The 17788-nt window shown below is 67.8% G+C and carries 19 protein-coding genes; 6 read left to right on the forward strand and 13 right to left on the reverse strand.

Going from position 1 to position 17788, the window contains the following annotated elements:
• The 4 genes from LQV16_RS11535 to LQV16_RS11550 all read right to left on the reverse strand — a co-directional run.
• The coding region (locus LQV16_RS11535) for a polyphosphate polymerase domain-containing protein (RefSeq protein ID WP_229994027.1) at positions 1-772 on the reverse strand (772 nt) is incomplete at its 3' end.
• The gene (locus LQV16_RS11540) at positions 769-1416 is read right to left on the reverse strand and encodes a DUF4956 domain-containing protein (protein WP_229994028.1); all 648 of its coding nucleotides are present in this window, start codon (positions 1414-1416) and stop codon (positions 769-771) included. The genes LQV16_RS11540 and LQV16_RS11535, both read right to left, overlap by 4 nt.
• On the reverse strand, positions 1413-2585 hold the full coding sequence (locus LQV16_RS11545) for a GtrA family protein (RefSeq protein ID WP_229994029.1): 1173 nt from the start codon (positions 2583-2585) through the stop codon (positions 1413-1415). Before LQV16_RS11545 ends, LQV16_RS11540 begins: the two co-directional genes overlap by 4 nt.
• A 9-nt stretch (positions 2586-2594) precedes the next feature.
• Positions 2595-3569 carry a phosphodiester glycosidase family protein gene (locus LQV16_RS11550; protein ID WP_229994030.1) on the reverse strand — a complete coding sequence of 325 codons (975 nt, stop codon included), beginning with the start codon at positions 3567-3569 and terminating at the stop codon, positions 2595-2597.
• Between the two features lie 175 nt (positions 3570-3744).
• Here LQV16_RS11550 and LQV16_RS11555 point away from each other — a divergent pair, with 175 nt between their 5' ends.
• Positions 3745-4548 (forward strand): thioesterase family protein, encoded by an 804-nt coding sequence (locus LQV16_RS11555; RefSeq protein ID WP_229994031.1) that lies wholly within the window; start codon positions 3745-3747, stop codon positions 4546-4548.
• 15 nt (positions 4549-4563) lie between these two features.
• Here LQV16_RS11555 and LQV16_RS11560 read toward each other — a convergent pair whose 3' ends face one another.
• Positions 4564-4953 carry a DUF2177 family protein gene (locus LQV16_RS11560; RefSeq protein WP_229994032.1) on the reverse strand — a complete coding sequence of 130 codons (390 nt, stop codon included), beginning with the start codon at positions 4951-4953 and terminating at the stop codon, positions 4564-4566.
• 16 nt (positions 4954-4969) lie between these two features.
• Between LQV16_RS11560 and LQV16_RS11565 the strand changes: the two genes are divergently transcribed.
• On the forward strand, positions 4970-5716 hold the full coding sequence (locus LQV16_RS11565) for a lipoate--protein ligase family protein (protein ID WP_229994033.1): 747 nt from the start codon (positions 4970-4972) through the stop codon (positions 5714-5716).
• 20 nt (positions 5717-5736) lie between these two features.
• On the opposite strand, the gene LQV16_RS11570 is transcribed toward LQV16_RS11565, so the two are convergent.
• The 3 genes from LQV16_RS11570 to LQV16_RS11580 form a co-directional block, all read right to left on the reverse strand.
• The gene (locus LQV16_RS11570; RefSeq protein WP_229994034.1) at positions 5737-7293 is read right to left on the reverse strand and encodes an acetyl-CoA carboxylase carboxyltransferase subunit alpha/beta; all 1557 of its coding nucleotides are present in this window, start codon (positions 7291-7293) and stop codon (positions 5737-5739) included.
• Positions 7287-8576, reverse strand: a complete 1290-nt coding sequence (locus LQV16_RS11575) for a CoA transferase (RefSeq protein WP_229994035.1) — start codon at positions 8574-8576, stop codon at positions 7287-7289. The genes LQV16_RS11570 and LQV16_RS11575 overlap by 7 nt, the downstream gene beginning before the upstream one ends.
• 83 nt (positions 8577-8659) lie before the next feature.
• Complete coding sequence (locus LQV16_RS11580; protein ID WP_229994036.1) at positions 8660-10072, reverse strand: SLC13 family permease; 1413 nt, start codon at positions 10070-10072, stop codon at positions 8660-8662.
• A gap of 123 nt (positions 10073-10195) precedes the next feature.
• Here LQV16_RS11580 and LQV16_RS11585 point away from each other — a divergent pair, with 123 nt between their 5' ends.
• Together LQV16_RS11585 and LQV16_RS11590 are read left to right on the forward strand one after the other, a co-directional pair.
• Complete coding sequence (locus LQV16_RS11585) at positions 10196-10903, forward strand: FadR/GntR family transcriptional regulator (RefSeq protein WP_229994037.1); 708 nt, start codon at positions 10196-10198, stop codon at positions 10901-10903.
• Between the two features lie 6 nt (positions 10904-10909).
• Positions 10910-12235, forward strand: a complete 1326-nt coding sequence (locus LQV16_RS11590; RefSeq protein WP_229994038.1) for a carboxylesterase family protein — start codon at positions 10910-10912, stop codon at positions 12233-12235.
• On the opposite strand, the gene LQV16_RS11595 is transcribed toward LQV16_RS11590, so the two are convergent.
• Together LQV16_RS11595 and LQV16_RS11600 are read right to left on the reverse strand one after the other, a co-directional pair.
• Complete coding sequence (locus LQV16_RS11595; RefSeq protein WP_229994039.1) at positions 12232-12885, reverse strand: hypothetical protein; 654 nt, start codon at positions 12883-12885, stop codon at positions 12232-12234. The two genes, LQV16_RS11590 and LQV16_RS11595, sit on opposite strands and share 4 nt — an antisense overlap.
• A gap of 203 nt (positions 12886-13088) precedes the next feature.
• Complete coding sequence (locus LQV16_RS11600; protein WP_229994040.1) at positions 13089-13415, reverse strand: hypothetical protein; 327 nt, start codon at positions 13413-13415, stop codon at positions 13089-13091.
• 125 nt (positions 13416-13540) lie between these two features.
• Here LQV16_RS11600 and LQV16_RS11605 point away from each other — a divergent pair, with 125 nt between their 5' ends.
• On the forward strand, positions 13541-13801 hold the full coding sequence (locus LQV16_RS11605) for a hypothetical protein (protein WP_229994041.1): 261 nt from the start codon (positions 13541-13543) through the stop codon (positions 13799-13801).
• A 23-nt stretch (positions 13802-13824) separates the two neighbouring features.
• Positions 13825-14358: a GNAT family N-acetyltransferase gene (locus LQV16_RS11610; RefSeq protein WP_229994042.1), complete on the forward strand. Its 534-nt coding sequence runs from the start codon at positions 13825-13827 to the stop codon at positions 14356-14358.
• A gap of 18 nt (positions 14359-14376) precedes the next feature.
• Here LQV16_RS11610 and LQV16_RS11615 read toward each other — a convergent pair whose 3' ends face one another.
• The 3 genes from LQV16_RS11615 to efeO are packed head-to-tail and all read right to left on the reverse strand — an operon-like array spanning position 14377 to position 17629.
• Positions 14377-15033 carry a hypothetical protein gene (locus LQV16_RS11615; protein WP_229994043.1) on the reverse strand — a complete coding sequence of 219 codons (657 nt, stop codon included), beginning with the start codon at positions 15031-15033 and terminating at the stop codon, positions 14377-14379.
• Positions 15030-16442, reverse strand: a complete 1413-nt coding sequence (gene efeB / locus LQV16_RS11620; protein ID WP_229994044.1) for an iron uptake transporter deferrochelatase/peroxidase subunit — start codon at positions 16440-16442, stop codon at positions 15030-15032. The genes LQV16_RS11615 and efeB overlap by 4 nt, the downstream gene beginning before the upstream one ends.
• The gene (gene efeO, locus LQV16_RS11625; RefSeq protein ID WP_229994045.1) at positions 16439-17629 is read right to left on the reverse strand and encodes an iron uptake system protein EfeO; all 1191 of its coding nucleotides are present in this window, start codon (positions 17627-17629) and stop codon (positions 16439-16441) included. Before efeO ends, efeB begins: the two co-directional genes overlap by 4 nt.
• Between the last annotated feature and the right edge of the window lie 159 nt (positions 17630-17788).

A 17788-nucleotide genomic window follows, 5' to 3' on the forward strand; every position in this document is an offset into this window, starting at 1 on the left:
CTGCCGGAGTGAGGAGAAGGCTGCGTCGCAGTGTTCTGTTCCAGCGGTTGGCCGGCAGTTCGGGGCGCAGGGCGGCCATGCCGGTGGCGAACTTGGAGATGCGGCTGGGCCTGATGCCACTGGCCCAAAGATGGCGGTCCAGCGGACCAGCCGTGGAGCCGGACTTGGTCTCCAGCACGAGCGAGCCGGCGAGGAGCCAGGAGCTCCCGCCCGGGCGGTGCCAGGTGACCGCCTCGTCGAGAGTGGCCCGGCTGTCCGATCCGGGCAGGAACAGCGTGGTGCGCCGGTAGCGGGTTTCCAGTACTGGTTCCAGTGGTCCGGACGGGACATCGCCGATGGTTGCCGCGAGCGTGTCGTTGACGTATTCGAGTCCCTCGGCCGTGATCCGGCTGCGGTCCCTCACGTCATATGGAATGCGGTCCTTGACGGTGGCTTCGCGGCTGCCTTCCGTTTTCACTTCCAGGAAGCTGGCGGCGCTGTCCACGTAGGTCCGGGTGCGGATCTTGAAGCGCCGGCGCCGGCCCCTGGCCGCCAGCATGTAGCTGTCCAGTTGTGGGGTGTCGAAGTAGACGGAGTCGTAGTCAAACGTCCGTTTTCCGTCCATCTCCAGGATTCTGAGGTCAGCGTCGAGGGCCGCCAGCAGTTGCTTGCCCTGTTGGGCCGGGATGACGTATTTGCGGTCTACCCTGGTCTGCAGCGCCGCGGCGGCGTTCAGTTCCTCCAGCCCGATTGCGGGCAGGTGCCGGAGGTTGCCGGCAATGCCGGCGCTCATGCCGCACCGGCCGTGGTGGGAGCAAGCTGGTGCCGCGGCAGCTCCTCGCGGGTCCCAGGGCTTGCCGCGGCGCTGGGCAGGACGCTGCGGGGTGCACCGCCGGGGAGATACGCGTAGCGGACGTCGACGATCGTCTTGTCGTTGACCAGATCAAGTTCCTGCACGGTGGCGGAGTGGACTGTGCCGTGCAGGACCTCCTCGAGGCGGGCGAAGAGTTCCCCCTCGATGGCGATCGCCCGGTCCAGGACCACCGTCTGGTGGCGGTAGGCCGGCAGGACGCGGGGGTGGTCTCCCACGAACATCACCAGCAGGATCATGGCCATCAGGGACAGCGGCAGCCACAACGGCTCGATCGCCAGGCCCGAGATGAGTCCGAGGGCCAGGGCTGAGAAGTAGTAGGCCACTTCGTGCTGGGCCAGTTCGGTGGAACGGAGGCGGATGATGGAGAGGACGCCGAAGAGACCGAGGCCGAGCCCGATCCCGGCGGCCGAGCCGGAGAGGGCGGCGGCCACGGCCATCACACCCACGTTCATGCCGAGGTAGGACACCACGAGGTCGCGGCGGCGGTGCCGGCGCAGGTACAGGGCGAAGGTCAGGATGCTGATGGCGGCCAGATCGGCGGCGATGAGAATAAGTGGTGTCATGGAAGGCTCCGGAATCGGTGGGTGGATTGATGTCCACGATTCCCGCTGAGGCTGTGCGGGAACTGTGCCGGGACCATGGCGGGTATATGCGTCGGGTTTAATGCTCCCGCATGGCTGGCGGCCAGATCTGGGGTCCGGTCTGCGGCCGGCTGTTCCCGGGCGAACAGGAACCGCTGCTGCACGCAATAGCTGACCGCGAGCAGCGCAGCCTCCACCAGGAGCTTCGCCGGAACCGCCGCGACGGCCAACTGGTCCAGTGCCGACATCAGGGCCAGGTTGGCGGCCAGGAGGGTGAGGACCAAGGCGAAGTACCGGGCACCGGTCCGCGTGGCCTGGCGCTCGCGGCCATGGCGGAACACCAGGTGCCGGTTGACGAGGAAGTTCGCCGCCGAGCTGATGCCCCGGGCGCCGACGACGGCGAACAGGACCGAATCGGTGACCGCGTTGAGGACAAGGAACGCGGCGGTGTCGATGACGAACGCGGCCAGGGAAGAAGCCAGGAACTTCAGCAGGGGTGCGTAAATCCGAACCGAGTCCGCCAGGGGTCGGAAGTGCGAGCCCGAGTTGTGATCAAGATAGACGGTAGCGATCCCGACCGTCCGGATCTGGTAACCGGCCTGCTTGGCCTCGAGCAGGAGGTTGAGTTCGTACTCGTAGCGCTCGCCGGGGACGCCCCTGAGCCACGCGAGCATCGCCGCCGGGTATCCCCGGAGCCCGGTCTGGGTGTCGGAAAGGTGTTCCCCGGTGGCCAGCCGGAACAGCCAGCGGGTGGCGGTGTTACCCAACTTGCTGCGGGCCGGGACGTTGCTGCTGAAGTTACGGGTGCCGAGGACCATCGCGTCCGGCGCCGCAGGCAGCTGTTCGGCGACCCTGAGAATGTCTTCAACGCGGTGTTGGCCGTCGCTGTCGGCGCAGACCACGTCGCGGCCCGGGAAGCGGTCCGCGATGAAGCCGAATCCCGCCTTCAGCGCATGGCCCTTGCCCCGGTTTCCGGCATAGCCGATGACCGTGCACCCGAGCCCGGTTGCGCCGTCGAACACCGGCTGGTAGTCCGGGCCGCTGCCGTCATCGACCACGACAATGGTGAGCTGCGGAGCCGCGGTATGGATCGAGTGGATCAGGCGGAGCAGTTGCTGGTCCGGCTCGTAGGCGGGGATCAGGATGATCATGGCCCCGGCTCACTGCCCGATGTAGAGGATGTCGGAAGTGCCGCGTTCCTTGCCCTGGCCCAGCGGGTTGTTGACGAGCTGGCCGTTGAAATACATGGTGGAGGAACCGCCGCCGTCCAGGTTGTATGCCGTGGTGGCGCCGAGGTCCTGCATGATTCCCGCGAGTCCGGTCATCGTGACGCCGGCGCTGTAGCCCGGGCTGCGCCCGTCCACCACGACGAAGACGAGGTGGTTGGTGCCGATGATTCCCACGGCTGTCCGGGGCTGTTCGCCTTGGATGGAGTGGTTGCCGACGTTCGTATCCACCTCCACGTCCTCGATGCCGTCCACCACCTGGCCGTCCTTAAGGACGGCCGGTCCGAAGGACAGCGTGTTCCAGACGCCGTCGGCCACGAGCTGGGCGGCCGTGGTGCTGGTTTCGTCGTAGACCTTGACGGTGCCGTCCCGGTAGAAGGCCAGGCCCTGGCGGGCGCCCTCGTCGCGGTAGACGACGCCGTTGCGGATGACGATTCCGGTGTCCCGGAAGCCGTAGTAATCGCCGTTGATGGCGAAGACGGCGTTGTGGTCGGCCGCAGTGTCCGAGGTGGTCTCCGTGATGTTCTCGCCGAAGCTGTTGTTGGCAAACGCGGACTGCAGGACGGTGGCGTCGCTCAGGACGACGTCGGCCACGTAGTAGGTCACGGTGCTGTCGCCGCTGCCGGTCACGACGGTGGAGATGTTGATGCTTGAGTCGGCCGATGAGTACGAAGTGTCCGTGGTTTCGGCGGCTGTTTTTGCTGTGTTTGCTGTGTCCGCAGCGCCGGACGTCACGCCCTGGCTCGCCTCGTAGGCTGCGACGTCGGAGATTTCGACGTGCTCGAAGACGAAGCGGTCCAGCGCCCACGCTGTGGCGCCGCCCGCGGAGAGAGTCAGGGCCAGGGCTCCGGCCAGCACGGCGCGCCGCACGCGGCCGCCCTTACGGTGTTTGGTCTTGTCAGGAGTCATGCACTATTTCTAGGCACCGGACTTATGCCGGCCATGAGCCCTTGTATAGCGGGAGCTGTGAAAGGGCAGCTGGCGCCGGTAGGGGCGGGACCGCGGGCGCGGTGGTGTGGCAGGGTGCCGCCGGCGCGACGGGATAGTGTGTTCTGGAATCACCAGCCACGCGAAAGGGCGGACGTTGACTGCTGCACTACCGGAACTTGCCGAGGGCGATTTCTACTATGAGGTTCTGGGGGAAGGGCGATTCCGCTCCACTATCCAAGCCCAGGGCGCCTGGAACGAACATGAGCAGCACATGGCCCCCGCATCCGGCATCATGGCCGATTGCCTGGCCCGGCATGAGCCCCGCGAGGACATGCGGATGGCACGGCTCAGCTATGAAATCCTCGGGCTGATCCCGGGCGGCGAGTTCGAGGTCGTGACCTCCACCCTGCGCCCTGGCCGGACCATCGAGCTGGTGCAGGCCGAGCTCGTTGCCGGCGGCCGCACGGCGATCCGCGCCACGGCCTGGCGGATGATCACCTCGGACACGTCCGCCATCGCGGCTTTCGAGGATCCGCGGATCCCCGCGCCGGAGGACTGCGAACCGTACGACGCCGCAAGTATCTGGCCCGGCGGTTACATTGCCTCACTGCACATGCGGATCGCCGAGGGCCACCGGGCGGGCTCGGGGACGGTCTGGCTCCGCACCGACTATCCGCTGACTGACCGGGCGGACAGCGGCGACCTCGCCCGGCTGGTCGGCCTGGTGGACACGGCCAACGGAATCGCCGCGCGGGTCCCGCCGGGCAAGGGCAGCTATGCCTTCCCCAACCTGGACCTGCAGATCCACATGTACCGCCAGCCGGAGGGCGAGTGGCTGGGGCTGGATAACGAGGTTTCATTCGGCACGGACGGGATCGGGCTGACCTCCACGGTGCTGCATGACCTCACGGGCCCGTTCGGGCGCGCCGAACAGATCCTGACGCTGCGCAAGTCCTAGCTCGGGCGGACGGTCCTAGTTCGTGCGGAAGACGAGCCAGCCGGCCAGCGTCGCCAGGGCCGTCAGCGCGGCGCCCCAGAGGATGTCGACCACAACCAGCTGCCACGGCCAGGTCTTGAGGGTGGCGGCATTGGTGAGGTCGTAGGTGGCGTAGGCAAACGCGCCCAAGGCGGCGCCGTAGCCCACGGCGCTAAGCCAGCTGCCGCCGTCGAGCGCTGGCCGCAGGGCAAAGAACACGATCCCGGCAATGTAGATCACGTAGAACGCCACCGCGTACCCTAGATTGGGCCTGTCGGCCATCAGCTCACCAATCTGGCGGCGGTAGAACGGGTTCATCGTCTTGAGCCAGATGGCGTCGATGATGGCGAACGCGGCGGCTACGACGAGGAATTGCAGAATGACCATAAGGGAGCATAACAACATGCCGCAGGCGCCAGCCGGGCCCGGGACACTGACGGTGGTGCGGCAGTACGAATCACTCGGTGCCGCCGCCGATCTCGACTTCGCCCTCGGGCTCCTCCAGAAGGTCAAGACAGGCGCGTTGGGCCCCACCCTGCGGCTTTACCGGCCGGTTCCCACGGTCGCTTTCGGGCAGCGCGACACGCACCTGCCCGGGTTCGAGGCCGCCGCCGCGGCCTGCAGGCAGCTCGGCTTCGAACCGCTGGTCCGGAAGGCCGGGGGCCGCGCGGCGGCGTACCACGAGCGGACGCTCGTCATCGATCACCTGGAGCCCGATGCGGACGCGATTGCCGGGGCCAAGGGACGGTTTTCGCGCTTTGGCGAACTGCTCGCACAGGCGCTGCGCGACGCGGGCGTGCACGCCGGCGTCGGCGAGATCCCCGGGGAGTATTGCCCCGGCGAGTTCAGCGTGCACGGCAGCGACCCGGAGTCTCCGGAGCGCCGGATCAAACTGGTCGGCACCGCCCAGCGGGTGGTCGCCGGCGGCTGGCTTTTCAGCTCCGTGATCGTGGTGGCGGACTCCGCCCCGATCCGCGCGGTCCTGGAGGCGAGTTACGCCGCCCTCGGCCTGGAATGGGACCCGGCGACGGCGGGCGCGGCCGATGACCTCGTGCCGGGCCTCGACGTCGACGCTGTGGAGGCCGCGGTGATCGCCGCCTACGGGCGCTACGCCCCGCTGCGCTACGCGGAGTTTTCGAGCCTGCTCTGAGCCGGCTTTAGGGCCGGCCCTCAACCGGACGACGGCGTTCCGGCAGCGGCGCCAAGGACGCTGCCCAGGTTGCGGTACTTCGCCAGGCGCCGGGGGAGGAGTTCGTTGACTCCGGCGCTGGCGAGCGTGGCGAGTTCGTATTCGATGGCCCGGCCGAGGCGCCGGCAGAAGGCCTGCGCCTCGTCGGCGGCATCGGGGCGTTCATCCACGATGTGCTCCACGAGTCCGTTGGCGTGCAGGGATGCGACGTTGACGCCCTGGGCCTCAGACATGGCCGGGGCGAAATCCGTGTTCCGGTGGACAATGGCGCTGGCGCCTTCGGGCGGGAGCGGGGAGAGCCAGGCGTGCTGGGCCGCGATGGTGCGGTCCGCGGGCAGGAGGGCCAGTGCCCCGCCGCCGGCTCCCTGTCCGAGCAGCACGGACACCGTGGGCGCGTTGAGGCCGATCAGGTCGTGGAGGGAGCGGGCGATCTCGCCGGCCAGGCCGCCTTCCTCGGCCTCTTGGGACAGGGCGGCGCCGGCGGTGTCGATGATGGTGAGCAGCGGCAGCCGGAGTTCCTCGGCCAGGCGCATGCCGCGCCGGGCCTCCCGGAGGGACGCCGGCCCCATCGCCGACTGTCCCGATGCCGCCGTGCGGGAGGGCCTGGGCCGGGTGTGGCCGATGACTACGCAGGATTGCTGGCCGAATCGGGCCAGGGCCAGCTGGAGGCCGGGGTCCTTTTCGCCCTGTCCGGTGCCGTTGAGCGGGAGCACGTCCCGGGCGCCATACGCCAGCAGTTGCCGCACATCCGGGCGGCGGGGATCGCGGGAGATGCCGATCGACTCCCAGGCGCCGGCGCCGGACGGCTCCACGGACAGGGTCGCGGGCGCGGAGATCGGTGCGTGGGGGCCGGTGACCAGGATGCTCAAGGCACGGTCGACGACGTCGGACAGTTGCCGGGGCGGGACCACCGCGTCAATCAGTCCTTTGTCGAAGAGGTTCTCGGCGGTCTGGACGTTTTCCGGGAACGGGGTGCCGTGGAGGGCCTCGTAGACCCGGGGTCCGAGGAAGCCGAGCAGGGCTCCGGGCTCGGCGGCGGTGATGTGGCCGAGGGATCCCCAGGAGGCCATGACGCCACCCGTGGTGGGATGCCGCAGGTAGACCAGGTAGGGCAGCCCGGACTGCCGGTGGGTGCGGACGGCGGCGCCGATCTTGACCATGGAGAGGAACGCGATGGTTCCTTCCTGCATGCGGGTGCCGCCCGAGGCAGGGCCGGCGAGGAGGGGCAGTCCTTCGTGGGTGGCCCGTTCGACGGCGTTGACGATCCGTTCGGCCGCGGCCTGGCCGATGGAGCCGGCGAGGAACCGGAACTCGCTGATGATGACGGCGACCCGGCGGCCGCGGATGAGGCCAACGCCTGTGAGGACGGATTCGTCCACGCCGGTCTTTGCCCGGGCGGCGGCCAGTTCCTGCCGGTACTCGGGGCCGGGATCGGGGTCCACGATGGGCGCGTCCCAGCTCCGGTAGGAGCCGGGGTCGAGCACCGCGGCGATGAGTTCGGCGGCGTCCAGATGCCGGACTTTCTGCTGGGTCAGCATGCCGGGTGGCCTTCCTGGCCTGCACCTGTGGCTGTGCCGGATCCCGTGGCCGTGCGGGCTCCTGTGCCCGTGCCGGCTCCGGGGGCGGCTGTCAGCCCGAGCCACCGCCTGATCTGCTCCCCTTCCTGGTCCAGCAGCGGCGGTGCGGTGTGGGTCTTCAGCGTGGTTTCTGCGGTGCCGGCGGGGCTGAAGAACCGCAGCGGCGGGCCCGGCAGGCTCACGGTACCGAGGATTTTGTGGTCGACATCGATCACCAGGCCCTGCGAGTGGACCTGGTCCCATTCGTAGACTTCGTCCAAGGTTCTGACCTTGCCGGCCGGGATGCCGGCGTCGTTAAGTTTGGTGAGCAGCGGCTCAGCCTCGAAATCGGAGAACACCCGCTCCACTTCCTCGATGACTTTCTCGCGGTTGCGCACGCGGTCCGCGTTGGTGGCGAACTCCGGCCGCGCGGCGTCGATGCCGAATGTCGAGGCGAACGTGCTCCAGAGCTTTTCGCTTCCCACGCTGATCTGTACCCGGCCCTGCCGGCAGTGGAACAGGCCGTACGGGGCAATCGAGGGGTGGTGGTTGCCCTGGGCCTTCGGGATTTCCCCCGCAACGGTTGCCCGGGTGCCCTGGAAGGCGTGGACTCCGATCAGCGCCGCGAGCAGGGAGGTGCGGACGATCTGGCCCTGGCCGGTGCGCTCCCGCTGCAGCAGCGCGGCCAGGGTGCCGAACGCCCCGTACATGCCGGCGAGGAGGTCGGCGATGGGGACCCCGACGCGTTGCGGATCGTCCGGCCCGGACCCGGTCAGGGACATCAGCCCGGCCTCGCCCTGGAGGATCTGGTCGTAGCCGCTGCGCCGGGATTCGGGCCCGTCGTGCCCGAATCCCGTGATGGAGAGGACCACCAGGGCCGGATTCAGGGCATGCATCTCCGCTGCCGAGAACCCGAGCCGGTCCAGGACGCCGGGACGGAAGTTCTCGATGACCACATCGGCGCGCCCCACCAGCTCACGCAGCACTGCCCGCCCGTCGTCGCTCTTCAAGTCCAAGGCAATGGATTCCTTATTCCGGTTGCAGGACAGGAAGTACGTGGCCTGCGGATCATCCTCCGGGCCCACGAACGGCGGGCCCCAGCCGCGGGTGTCGTCCCCGGTGCCGGGGTTCTCCACCTTGATCACCCGCGCGCCGAGGTCAGCCAGCATCATCCCGGCATGCGGGCCGGCGAGGGCTCGGCTCAGGTCCACCACGAGATAGCCGGTCAGGGGGCCTTCGGCGTCGGGCGTGGGTTCGGTGCTCATTGGCGTGTTCCTTCTCTGGTCGGTCATTGCGGGTGCGTGCGGTGTGCTTGAGCGCTGGTTGGATTGCCGGCTACATCCAGCGGTCACATCCAGCCGGGGACCACCATGACCAGCCAGGCGATGGCCGGCCCGACGGCGACGACGATGCCGCTGTACGCCAGGATCTCCTTGTAGAACCTGTCCTTGTCCACGTCCTCCGGCGCGTTGGCCAGGACCAGGGCGCCGTTGGTGGAGAACGGGGACACATCCACGATCGTGGAGGCCACGGCCAGGGCGGCGATCACGCCGACTGCGCCGACCTCGCCGGTGGCCAGGAACGGCACCGCCAGTGGAATGAGGGCCGCGAGGATGGCGGTGGAGGAGGCGAAGGCCGAGACGATGGCGCCGATGTAGCAGATCAGCAGGGCGGCGAGCAGGGGCATGCCAAGGTCCGCCACCCCGCCGGATACGAATGCGATGGTGCCGGCCTCTTCGAGGACGCCCACGAAGGTGAGCATGCCGCAGATGAGCAGGACGGTGGACCAGCTGATCTTGTTGACGGCGCCCTTCTGCGCTGCGGGGGACACGAGGGCGAGGACGATTGCGATGGTGATCGAAACGAAGCCGACATCCACTTTGAATCCGAGCGAGATGACAGCCAGGGCGACCAGACCCAGGATGGTGATGAGCTGGGGCAGGGACGCACGTGCGCCGTTGGCCGGATGCGCGCCGGCCCCGGCGGGACCGGCCGCCGGGGATGCACCGGAGCCGCCCGAGGTGCCTTTGGCCGAGACGCCGGCGGCGGAGATGTCGGAGCCGGAGCCCTGCAGCGTGACGCCGGCCGCCCGGGCACCCACGCTGACGGACATGCGCTTTTCTGCGGCCTGCTCCACCAATCGCCCGCCCGGGGTGGACAGCAGTTTGCCGCCGCCGAGGACGACAAACAGCACCAGCGCGATGCCCAGGTTGAAGAGGAAACTGGCCAGGAAGATTGCCATGGGATTTGCATCCAGCTCCGTCTTGGCAATGATGCTGTTGACGGTGACGCCATAGACGGCGATGGGGGAGAAGCCGCCGGCCTGCGCGCCGTGGACCACCATCATGCCCATCATGAGCGGATTGATTTTATGCTTGGCGGCGAAGCTCAGGGCGATCGGCGCGATGATGGCCACGGCGGCCGGGGAGAGGGCGCCGACGGCGGTAATCACCGCGGTGATGGCGAACATGACCCACGGGATCAGGGCCACCTTGCTGCCGACCAGCCGAACGGCGCCCCGCACCAGCAGGTCGATGGTGCCGTTGTTCTGCGCGATGGCGAACAGGTAGGTGACCCCGACGATGGTCAGGAACAGGCCGCCGGGGAAGTTGGCCAGGATGTCGTTGGTGGACATCCCCAGCACCACGGAGCCCAGCAGGAAGGCACCCACAAAGGCCAAGGCACCCATGTTGAGCGGCAGCACCGTGGCCAGAAGGAACATCAGCGCCAGGATGATGATGGACAGGACGGGAGCGGACATCGTTGTTCCTCCGGATCGAAGTGGTTCACTGACTGGCTTAGTGGCCTAGCCTCCTAGACACTAGGTGTCTTTGTCAATAGTTCTCCGGTAGTCTTAGGGTCAGAACAGGCTGGAAGGACGAGCATGGCAAAGCAGGCGGCAACGCATCAGATTTCCCGCGTTTCGCGGCCCCGGCTCTATGAGCAGCTGGTGGAGCAGATCATGGACTTCATCGAGTCCGCCGAGCTGGGTCCCGGCGACACGCTGCCGGCTGAGCGGGAGCTTGCCGAGCGGCTGGGGGTTTCGCGGGCAACCCTGGCGCAGGCCCTGGTGGCTCTCGAAGTGCTCGGCGTGATCGACGTCCAGCACGGCACCGGAGCGGTGCTGGTCTACCGGCCCAACGTTCCCTCCGTGATCAAAGGCCTCCGCGAGCACCGCAGCCGTCTACCCGAGATCGTTGAAGCGCGGAGCACGCTGGAGGTCAAACTTGCCGAGCTGGCCGCGGCCAGGCGCACCGAGCAGGACATGAACGCCATCGATCACGCCCTAGAAGCCATGACGGCAGAAGTCACTTCGGGCGGCCGGGGTGCGCGTGGCGACGAGCTGTTCCACCAGGCTGTAACTGGCGCGGCCCACTCGGCGGTCTTGGCCCAGCTGATGACCTTCATTGCCGGAATGGTCCTGGAAACGCGCCTCGAATCCCTCGCACAGCCCGGCCGGCCCGAGCAGTCGCTCGCCTCCCACCGCAAGATCGCCGACGCGATCAGGTCCCGGGATTCGGCGGCGGCGGCGGCGGCGATGCTCGAGCACATTGAACTTGTCTCCGATGTTGCCCTGCTGAAGAACAGCTAAACCGGTATGACTGTGAGCCTTGCCTTCGACCCGCCGTGTGGCCCGGTCACCGGATGGCGCGACGGCGCCGTCGTGCGTGCCACCGGCATTCCCTACGCCACAGCCGATCGGTTTCAGCCGCCTGCGCCGGCAACTGACTGGTCCGAGATGCTCGAGGCGACATCCCTGTCCCCGGCGTGCCCGCAGGCCCCGGTGCCCTTCCTGGACGACGTGCTCGGCACCCGCTACGGCGAACTTCCAGGCAGCGAGGATTGCCAACGGCTGTCCATCACCGTGCCCGCCGATCTCGACGACGATGAGCGGCTGCCGGTGATGGTGTGGCTGCATGGCGGCTCCTACACGTCCGGATCGGGGGATCTGGCGATCTTCGACCCTTCGGCGCTGGTTGCCGAAACCCGGGTGATCGTCGTCTCGGTGACCTACCGGCTGGGCCTCTTCGGATATTTGTCCACCAGCACCGGCCGGCCCGCCAATTTGGGCCTGCTGGATCAGATCGAGGCGTTCCAGTGGGTGCAGCGCAACATCGCATCGTTCGGCGGCGATCCGGGCAGGGTCACCGCGTTCGGGCAATCCGCCGGGGGCGACGCCGTCGCTCACCTCATGGCGACGCCGGGCGCGGCGTCGCTGTTCCAGCGGGCCATCATTCAAAGTGCCCCGCTGGGTATTACCCGGGGACGGGAAAAGATGAACGCCGCCATGGGTGTCGCCGCGGAAGCGGTCACCGCCACTACTCCGGCGATGGACGTCGTCGCCCGCGAAGAAGATGTTGCGCGGGCGGCGAGGAAGTTCGGGCTGATGGCTGCCATGCCGTTCGGGATCCAGTACGGGCATTCACCCCTGCCCGAGGAATCCGAGCTCGACGGGGCCTGGAATGCGGCTGCGCCGGGGATCGACATCCTGATCGGCCACACAGCCGAAGAAGCCCGGCTGTTTCTGCCGCGAAGCCCGTACCTGAGCCGAGTGGCGAGGATTCCCGTGGTCGGCAGCGCAGTACTCAAGACAGTCACCTGGGTGGTCACGGAACTCGTGTACGGCAAGGCAGCCAGGCAGTTTGCCAGGCGGCATGTGCGCGCGGGAGGGCGGGCCCACAGCTACGTGCTGTCCTGGCGCGCACCGGGAAATCTCTACGGCGCCGCGCACACGGTTGATCTGCCGCTGCTGTTCGGCCACCAACGGACATGGGAGGGTGCCGGCCTGCTGGCGGGTGCCACCTGGGACGAGATCAATGCGCACGGCCGGGCGATGCGGGCGCTGTGGGCACGGTTCGCCTACGGGGAAGGCCTGGGGGCCCGGGGCGAGATTCCCGGCTCACTCCGGTACCGCTCGGTCTAGAACAGCTGGGCCGCGATCACCCAGAGGAGCACTACGACGCCGAGGGCGACCATCGGGCGGTTCCATGTCGTGGTTACTGTTCCGTCGGAGGAGCGGAGCCCGGCGGCGCGGGCGTCCTGCCACGCCTGGGCGATCTCGTCACGTCCGGTGGTCACCGCGGGCTGGTTGAGTCGTTCATTGCTTGGGAGAATGCTGTGCGGCCGGCTCTTTAGATCGCTGACATGTTCGAATCCGGATTCGAACGAGCCCGGCGGGGTAGGAGCGCCCCAGCTCACATACTTCTTGCCGGCGGCCCGGACTGCTACGGCATAGCGGACCTCGACGTCCTGGACCGTATCGAAAGGTATCCGGTGGTCGCGGAGGCCGTTGATCAGCGCAAAGCCGTCGCCATCGACGCGCAGGCATGGCAGCCATTGGGCTACGTAGACGAACCAGGACACCAGCACCAGCCAGGGTGCGGCGTCCACCGCGGCCCGGGTTTCTCCGCTGGCCAGCAGCCAGCACAGGGTGCCGGCTGCACCGGCCCATACGGCAGCGGCCACGGGGCGGCCCGACGTCGAGCGGTGCGTTCTGACCGGACGGGCGGCGCGCTGAGTGGACGCTGAGCAGTCCGCCTGCGGCGGGTGCTGCTGCTCTTGTGATGCTTTCAATGGTCCCCCTCCATTGCCCGCTTCGTGGTCGGGATGAGTGCAATCTACCGCACGCGCTGTCCGGCCCGATGGTCAAGGGTGAACCCCGGACACTTAGTGCGAAAGCCCTGCTGCCTCAGCGGCCACGGCCTCTGCGCGAAGCTGCGCGATCCGCAACTTCAGAAACGTGTTCAGCCGGAACACGGTCAATTTCAGCTGAGTGTTTACTCAGTGAGTTCGGCCAGCACTTCGGCCGCGTCCGTGTTGCCGGCGGATGCCAGACGCCGAAGCTCCGCTAGGTCTTCCTTTTCAGCTGCGAGTTCCACGAGCTGATCCTCGGCGTCTTTGCTGCCGCCGTCGGCAAGATGCCGCAGCTCGTCGAAGTCTTCCCGCTCCGCGGCCAGCTCGATGAGTTCACCTATAGCGTCGTTGTCACCACGGGCAGCCCGCTCCCGGAGAGCTGAAAGTTCAGATTCTGACATCGCGTTGACCTTCCATGAAATGATTCTGCCGGACACTTCCGGGCCGCCGCCGAGGTCGATGTGGCTCATCACGGCCAGGGGAGAGGCAGACAGGGTGTTAGTGCAGAGTACCGCGCTGTAGGGATCGGCCGTACTGTGATGCCTGCCAGGTGTTCGAGCGGCCGGACCGGCCGATGAGCTGCCGGGGAGGAACCGTGGAGGAAACGCCTCAGCTGCTCCGGCGTCAGAGGTGGCCCTGGGCAGTGGCCATTCTGCTGGTGATCGCCGTCGACGCTTTTCTAATCGGCTCTCGGACAGGTGAGTGCCTCGACTACACGGCGGAGTCCGGCGCCGTCAGCACCTGCACGAGCGGCCCGGTCCTTGGGGCGGCATGCACGTGGCTCCTTGCCGCGGTCAGCGTCCTCGTCATCAGCCATTTCGCCCGCCGCCTGGTGCGCGCCGCACGGCATCGGTGACCTCACTTGATAGATTCGCCACCATGACCACTCCGGACATCAGCGTCAGGGCCGCGACCGAAGACGACGCCGCACGGCTGGCCGAGGTCCACGTTGCGGCTTGGCGGGCCACTTACCGTGGAGTCATGACCGATGAGTATCTTGACGGTCTCGACGTCGGGCGGGCGGCGTCTGCCTGGCGCCGAAACATCCTGGAGCCCAAGGAAGGGACGCACCACCTCGTCGTCCAAAGCGGCAACCAGGTTGTGGGCTTCGCCATCCTCGGTCCTGCTGCCGGCGACTCGGACCAGGGAACCGGTCAGCTCCACGCGATCAATGTGCATCCGGACTGCTGGGCGCAGGGCGCAGGCTCCGTCCTGTTTGCAGCCGTCGAACAAAAGTTGATCGAACTCGGCTACCGCCGGGCATTTCTTTGGGTCGAGAAAAGCAACAATCGGGCCATCAGCTTTTACACCAACCGCCGATGGCTCGACGACGGCGGGACGCTGGAAGACACCAGATTCGATCCGCCTGTGGCTGAGAACCGCCACAGCCGGACGTTCCCGCCCGCGCGGTAGCCGACGGACTCGCCGGCGTCAGGCTCCCGTCCAGCGCCGCAGCGTGCTGTTGAGCAGTCCTACCAGCACGGACGTCCACCAGCAGGTTTGAGAGATGCACAAAGCCGCGAGCAAGCGCGCCCGCAGCCCGGCCGCCACCGCCGTGAACAAGGTTTCCGGCGGCAGTTGGTGCAGTTGCTTCATGGTTTTGGTCAGGACCAGCCCGTTGAGCATGAGGACCAGGATGCTGACGAGTTTGATCTGCGTCGGAGGGCTGGACAGATCGGGGTGCAGCAATGCCCCGGAGATGAGCAGGATGGCCAGCCCGCCCCAGATCAGCGGTTGCGCGGCGGAATCGAGCCGCCGGGTGTCGTGGACGTCGCGGCGGCCCAGAAGCCACAGCAAACCCACCCAGTCGAGCACCAGGATGGCTCCGAAGGACAGCACGAGTGCAAGGATGTGGCCCGCGAGGGCAATCCGGTGGATCTCCGGCCCGGGGTCCAGGAACCCGCCGACCAGCACGGACGCCAGCCACGCCGCCGAGCACCCCACTCCCAGCAGCACGAGTTTCAGAGTGGACGTGGCCGTTGGTCGTACCGGCCCGCCGATGCCGGGTCCTGGAAGCTCCGTGCCGGTGGGTTGGCCTGTTCCCTCGGTTCCGGGCGGACTGCCGGCATCGGTGAGGGCCGCCGTCATGCGAAGAGCCCTTCGCCGATGAAGCCCCCCGCCCTGGTTCCCGGGGGAACCGCAAACAGGCCCGAGCCGGTGTGTTTGAGGTATTCCAGGGCCAGTGTGTCCTCCTTCGCCATGGCCAGCTGCATGGGCACGTAGTGGGTCCTCGGGTCTGTGACGAAGGCGATGAAGAACAGTCCGGCGTCGAGGTGCCCCAGGCCGTCCGAGCCGTCGGTGTAGTTGTAGCCGCGCCGGAGCATCTTGACGCCGTCGCTCTGGCTCGAGTGCGCGAGCCTGACGTGGGCGTCCAGCGGGATCAGTGGTTCCCCGCTGCGCCCCTGGATCTCGAAGTCGGGGGCGGTGAATTCCTCGCCGCCGGAGAGCGGGGCCCCGGCGCCCTTGGTGCGCCCGATCAGGGCCTCCTGTTCGCGCAGCGAGGTGCGGTCCCAGATTTCGATGTGCATCCGAATCCGGCGCGCCACAAGGTACGTGCCGCCGGCCATCCAGCCCTCTTCCGGTCGCGTTCCCCGGCCCGCCCACACGTGCTCGTCCAACAAGGCGGTGTCCTCGGCTTTGAGGTTGTTGGTGCCGTCCTTGAAGCCGAAGAGGTTCCGCGGGGTGGTCTGGGACCGTGACGTGGAAGATGTCCGGCCGAAGCCCAGTTGGGACCAGCGCACGCGCGTTTGCCCGAATCCGATGCGGGCCAGGTTCCGGATGGCATGGACTGCCACCTGGGGGTCGTCGGCGCAGGCCTGCACCACGATGTCGCCGCCGGTGCGTCCGGGCTCCAGGTCGTCGCCGGGGAAGTGCGGCAGGTCGATCAGTGCGTCCGGGCGGCGCCCCTGGAGTCCGAAGCGGGCCTTGCCGTCCTTCTCGAACAGGCCGGGGCCGAACCCAAAGGTAAGCGTGAGTTTGCCGGCCCCCAGGTCCAGGGCCTCGCCCGTGTCCTCGGGCGGGGCGTCATAGGGGCCGTCGACGGCGCCGCTGCTGCCGGTGCTGCGTCCCGCGGTCATCGCCGCGGCGGCGGCGGTCCAGTCCTTCAGGAGCCGGATGAGCTCCGCGCGGTCCTCCGTGACGACGTCGAACGCTGCAATGTGAAGGCGGTCCTGGGCCGGTGTGACGATGCCTGCCTGGCGGTCACCATGGAACGGGATGATGTCGCCGGGCGCTGCCAGCGGCGCGGCCGCTGCCGCCACGGCGTCGTGGCTGAGGAAGCCCGCCGCCAGGCCGGCGACGGCGCCCGCGCCGCCGGCACCTGCGAGGGACAGGAGCCCGCGGCGGGACAGCCGGCCCTTTCCCGGACCGGAGGCTGCCGGCGGTGCTGGCGTGGCCGCTGCTCCTGCTGCCTTGGCTGATTCCGGTGCGTTAGCTGATTCGGGGGTGCCGCCGTCGGGCGTCTGGCCGGGGGTGCCGCCGAAGGGGCAGCCGCTCACAGGACCACTGCCGACGTGAGCTTGGCGAGCGGTTCGCCCAGGGCATCGACCAGGGCGGCGAGCTGCTGGACTTCGGTCTGGCTGAGCTCGTTGTAGTACGCGAAGCCTTCGCCGGTGGAGTGCTGCTTGAGCCCGGCCTGCAGGGCTGCGAACTTGGCCTCGAGCGCCTCGGACAGGGCCGGGTCCTTCTGCTGCAGCACGGGCTTCAGGCTTTCGAAGGCGATCCTTGCTCCGTCAACGTTGGCCTGGAAGTCCCAGAGATCGGTGTGGGACCAGATTTCTTCCTCCCCGGTGACTTTGCCGGTGGCTACTTCGTCCAGGAGCTCCTTGGCGCCGTTCCCGATCTTGTCCGCGGTGAGCTCCACGGTGCGGGTCCGCTTGGCCAGGTCCTCGGTGTCGGCAACGAGCTGCGTGGCGATGGCGGCACGCTCCGCCTTTGTCTGCGGGGTGTAGCTGGCCGGCGGGAACAGGTCCTTCTCGGCCCGGTGCCAGCCCGTCCATTCCTGGCCGGGTTCGAGGTCGGCCTCGCGGGCATCGAGCTTGGGGTCGAGATCCCCGAACGACTCGGCAACCGGCTCGATGCGCTCCCAGTGCATACGGGTGGCGGCATAGAGCCCGCGGGCCTTCGCGGCATCTCCAGCAGCGTAAGCCGCGGCGAACGCCTTCGTCCCGTCCACCAGCTGGTCGGTCTGGTCCTTGACGTAGGCGGAGTACTGGCGGGTGCCGGTGTCCAGCAGCTCCTGAACATTGGCGTCGACGGCGGGGCTGCTGCCGGAGTCCGTGACGTCGAAGCCGGCGCGAATGCCGTCGCCCTGCATTCCGGGCTTGCAGGACGTGGTGTACTTGCCGGCGGCCGCGGTGACCACCAGATTGCGGCTCAGGCCGGGGCCGATATTCTCCACTTCGCCGATGACCCGGAGTCCGTCCTCGGCCAGAAGGTAGAAGTCGGCGGCCTGGGGGCCTTCGTTCTTGACGGCGAACGTCAGATTGCCGCTGGCGACCTGGTTGGCCGAGACCTTGCATTCGGTCTGGGTGCTGGTGACCTGGATCGGTCCGGCGGCTGCTCCCGGGGTCTTTGAGTTGGCCATGCAGCCGGCGAGGGCCAGGGGAGCGGCGGTTACCGCCGCAACCAGCGCAAGTGTCTTCCGGAACCGGGGAGCGGTTTTGGGCAGGGTGAAACTGGGCATAGGGGATTTCCTTGGATCGGTCGGGTGGAACGTGCGGTTGAGGCGGAAGCGTGTGGGCCGTTGTACGTGCGGGTTCCTCGAGCGACGATGCTGAAGAAACCCGTACTTAGGTGAACCTAAATAAGGAGGATACCCACTCCGGGCGATTACGCAAACCTT

Source organism: Arthrobacter sp. Bi26, from assembly GCF_918697925.1.
In the GTDB taxonomy this organism is placed as follows: Bacteria; Actinomycetota; Actinomycetes; order Actinomycetales; family Micrococcaceae; genus Arthrobacter.

What these genes read in the sequence shown, in the direction of transcription:
- LQV16_RS11615 (WP_229994043.1), bottom strand. Translation starts at nt 15,033, where the DNA reads ATGACGGCGGCCCTCACCGATGCCGGCAGTCCGCCCGGAACCGAGGGA.
- LQV16_RS11545 (WP_229994029.1), bottom strand. Translation starts at nt 2,585, where the DNA reads ATGATCATCCTGATCCCCGCCTACGAGCCGGACCAGCAACTGCTCCGC.
- LQV16_RS11570 (WP_229994034.1), bottom strand. Translation starts at nt 7,293, where the DNA reads ATGCTGACCCAGCAGAAAGTCCGGCATCTGGACGCCGCCGAACTCATC.
- LQV16_RS11590 (WP_229994038.1), top strand. Translation starts at nt 10,910, where the DNA reads ATGACTGTGAGCCTTGCCTTCGACCCGCCGTGTGGCCCGGTCACCGGA.
- LQV16_RS11540 (WP_229994028.1), bottom strand. Translation starts at nt 1,416, where the DNA reads ATGACACCACTTATTCTCATCGCCGCCGATCTGGCCGCCATCAGCATC.
- LQV16_RS11575 (WP_229994035.1), bottom strand. Translation starts at nt 8,576, where the DNA reads ATGAGCACCGAACCCACGCCCGACGCCGAAGGCCCCCTGACCGGCTAT.
- LQV16_RS11580 (WP_229994036.1), bottom strand. Translation starts at nt 10,072, where the DNA reads ATGTCCGCTCCCGTCCTGTCCATCATCATCCTGGCGCTGATGTTCCTT.
- LQV16_RS11600 (WP_229994040.1), bottom strand. Translation starts at nt 13,415, where the DNA reads ATGAGCCACATCGACCTCGGCGGCGGCCCGGAAGTGTCCGGCAGAATC.
- LQV16_RS11565 (WP_229994033.1), top strand. Translation starts at nt 4,970, where the DNA reads ATGCCGCAGGCGCCAGCCGGGCCCGGGACACTGACGGTGGTGCGGCAG.
- LQV16_RS11560 (WP_229994032.1), bottom strand. Translation starts at nt 4,953, where the DNA reads ATGGTCATTCTGCAATTCCTCGTCGTAGCCGCCGCGTTCGCCATCATC.
- LQV16_RS11550 (WP_229994030.1), bottom strand. Translation starts at nt 3,569, where the DNA reads ATGACTCCTGACAAGACCAAACACCGTAAGGGCGGCCGCGTGCGGCGC.
- efeO (WP_229994045.1), bottom strand. Translation starts at nt 17,629, where the DNA reads ATGCCCAGTTTCACCCTGCCCAAAACCGCTCCCCGGTTCCGGAAGACA.
- LQV16_RS11610 (WP_229994042.1), top strand. Translation starts at nt 13,825, where the DNA reads ATGACCACTCCGGACATCAGCGTCAGGGCCGCGACCGAAGACGACGCC.
- LQV16_RS11585 (WP_229994037.1), top strand. Translation starts at nt 10,196, where the DNA reads ATGGCAAAGCAGGCGGCAACGCATCAGATTTCCCGCGTTTCGCGGCCC.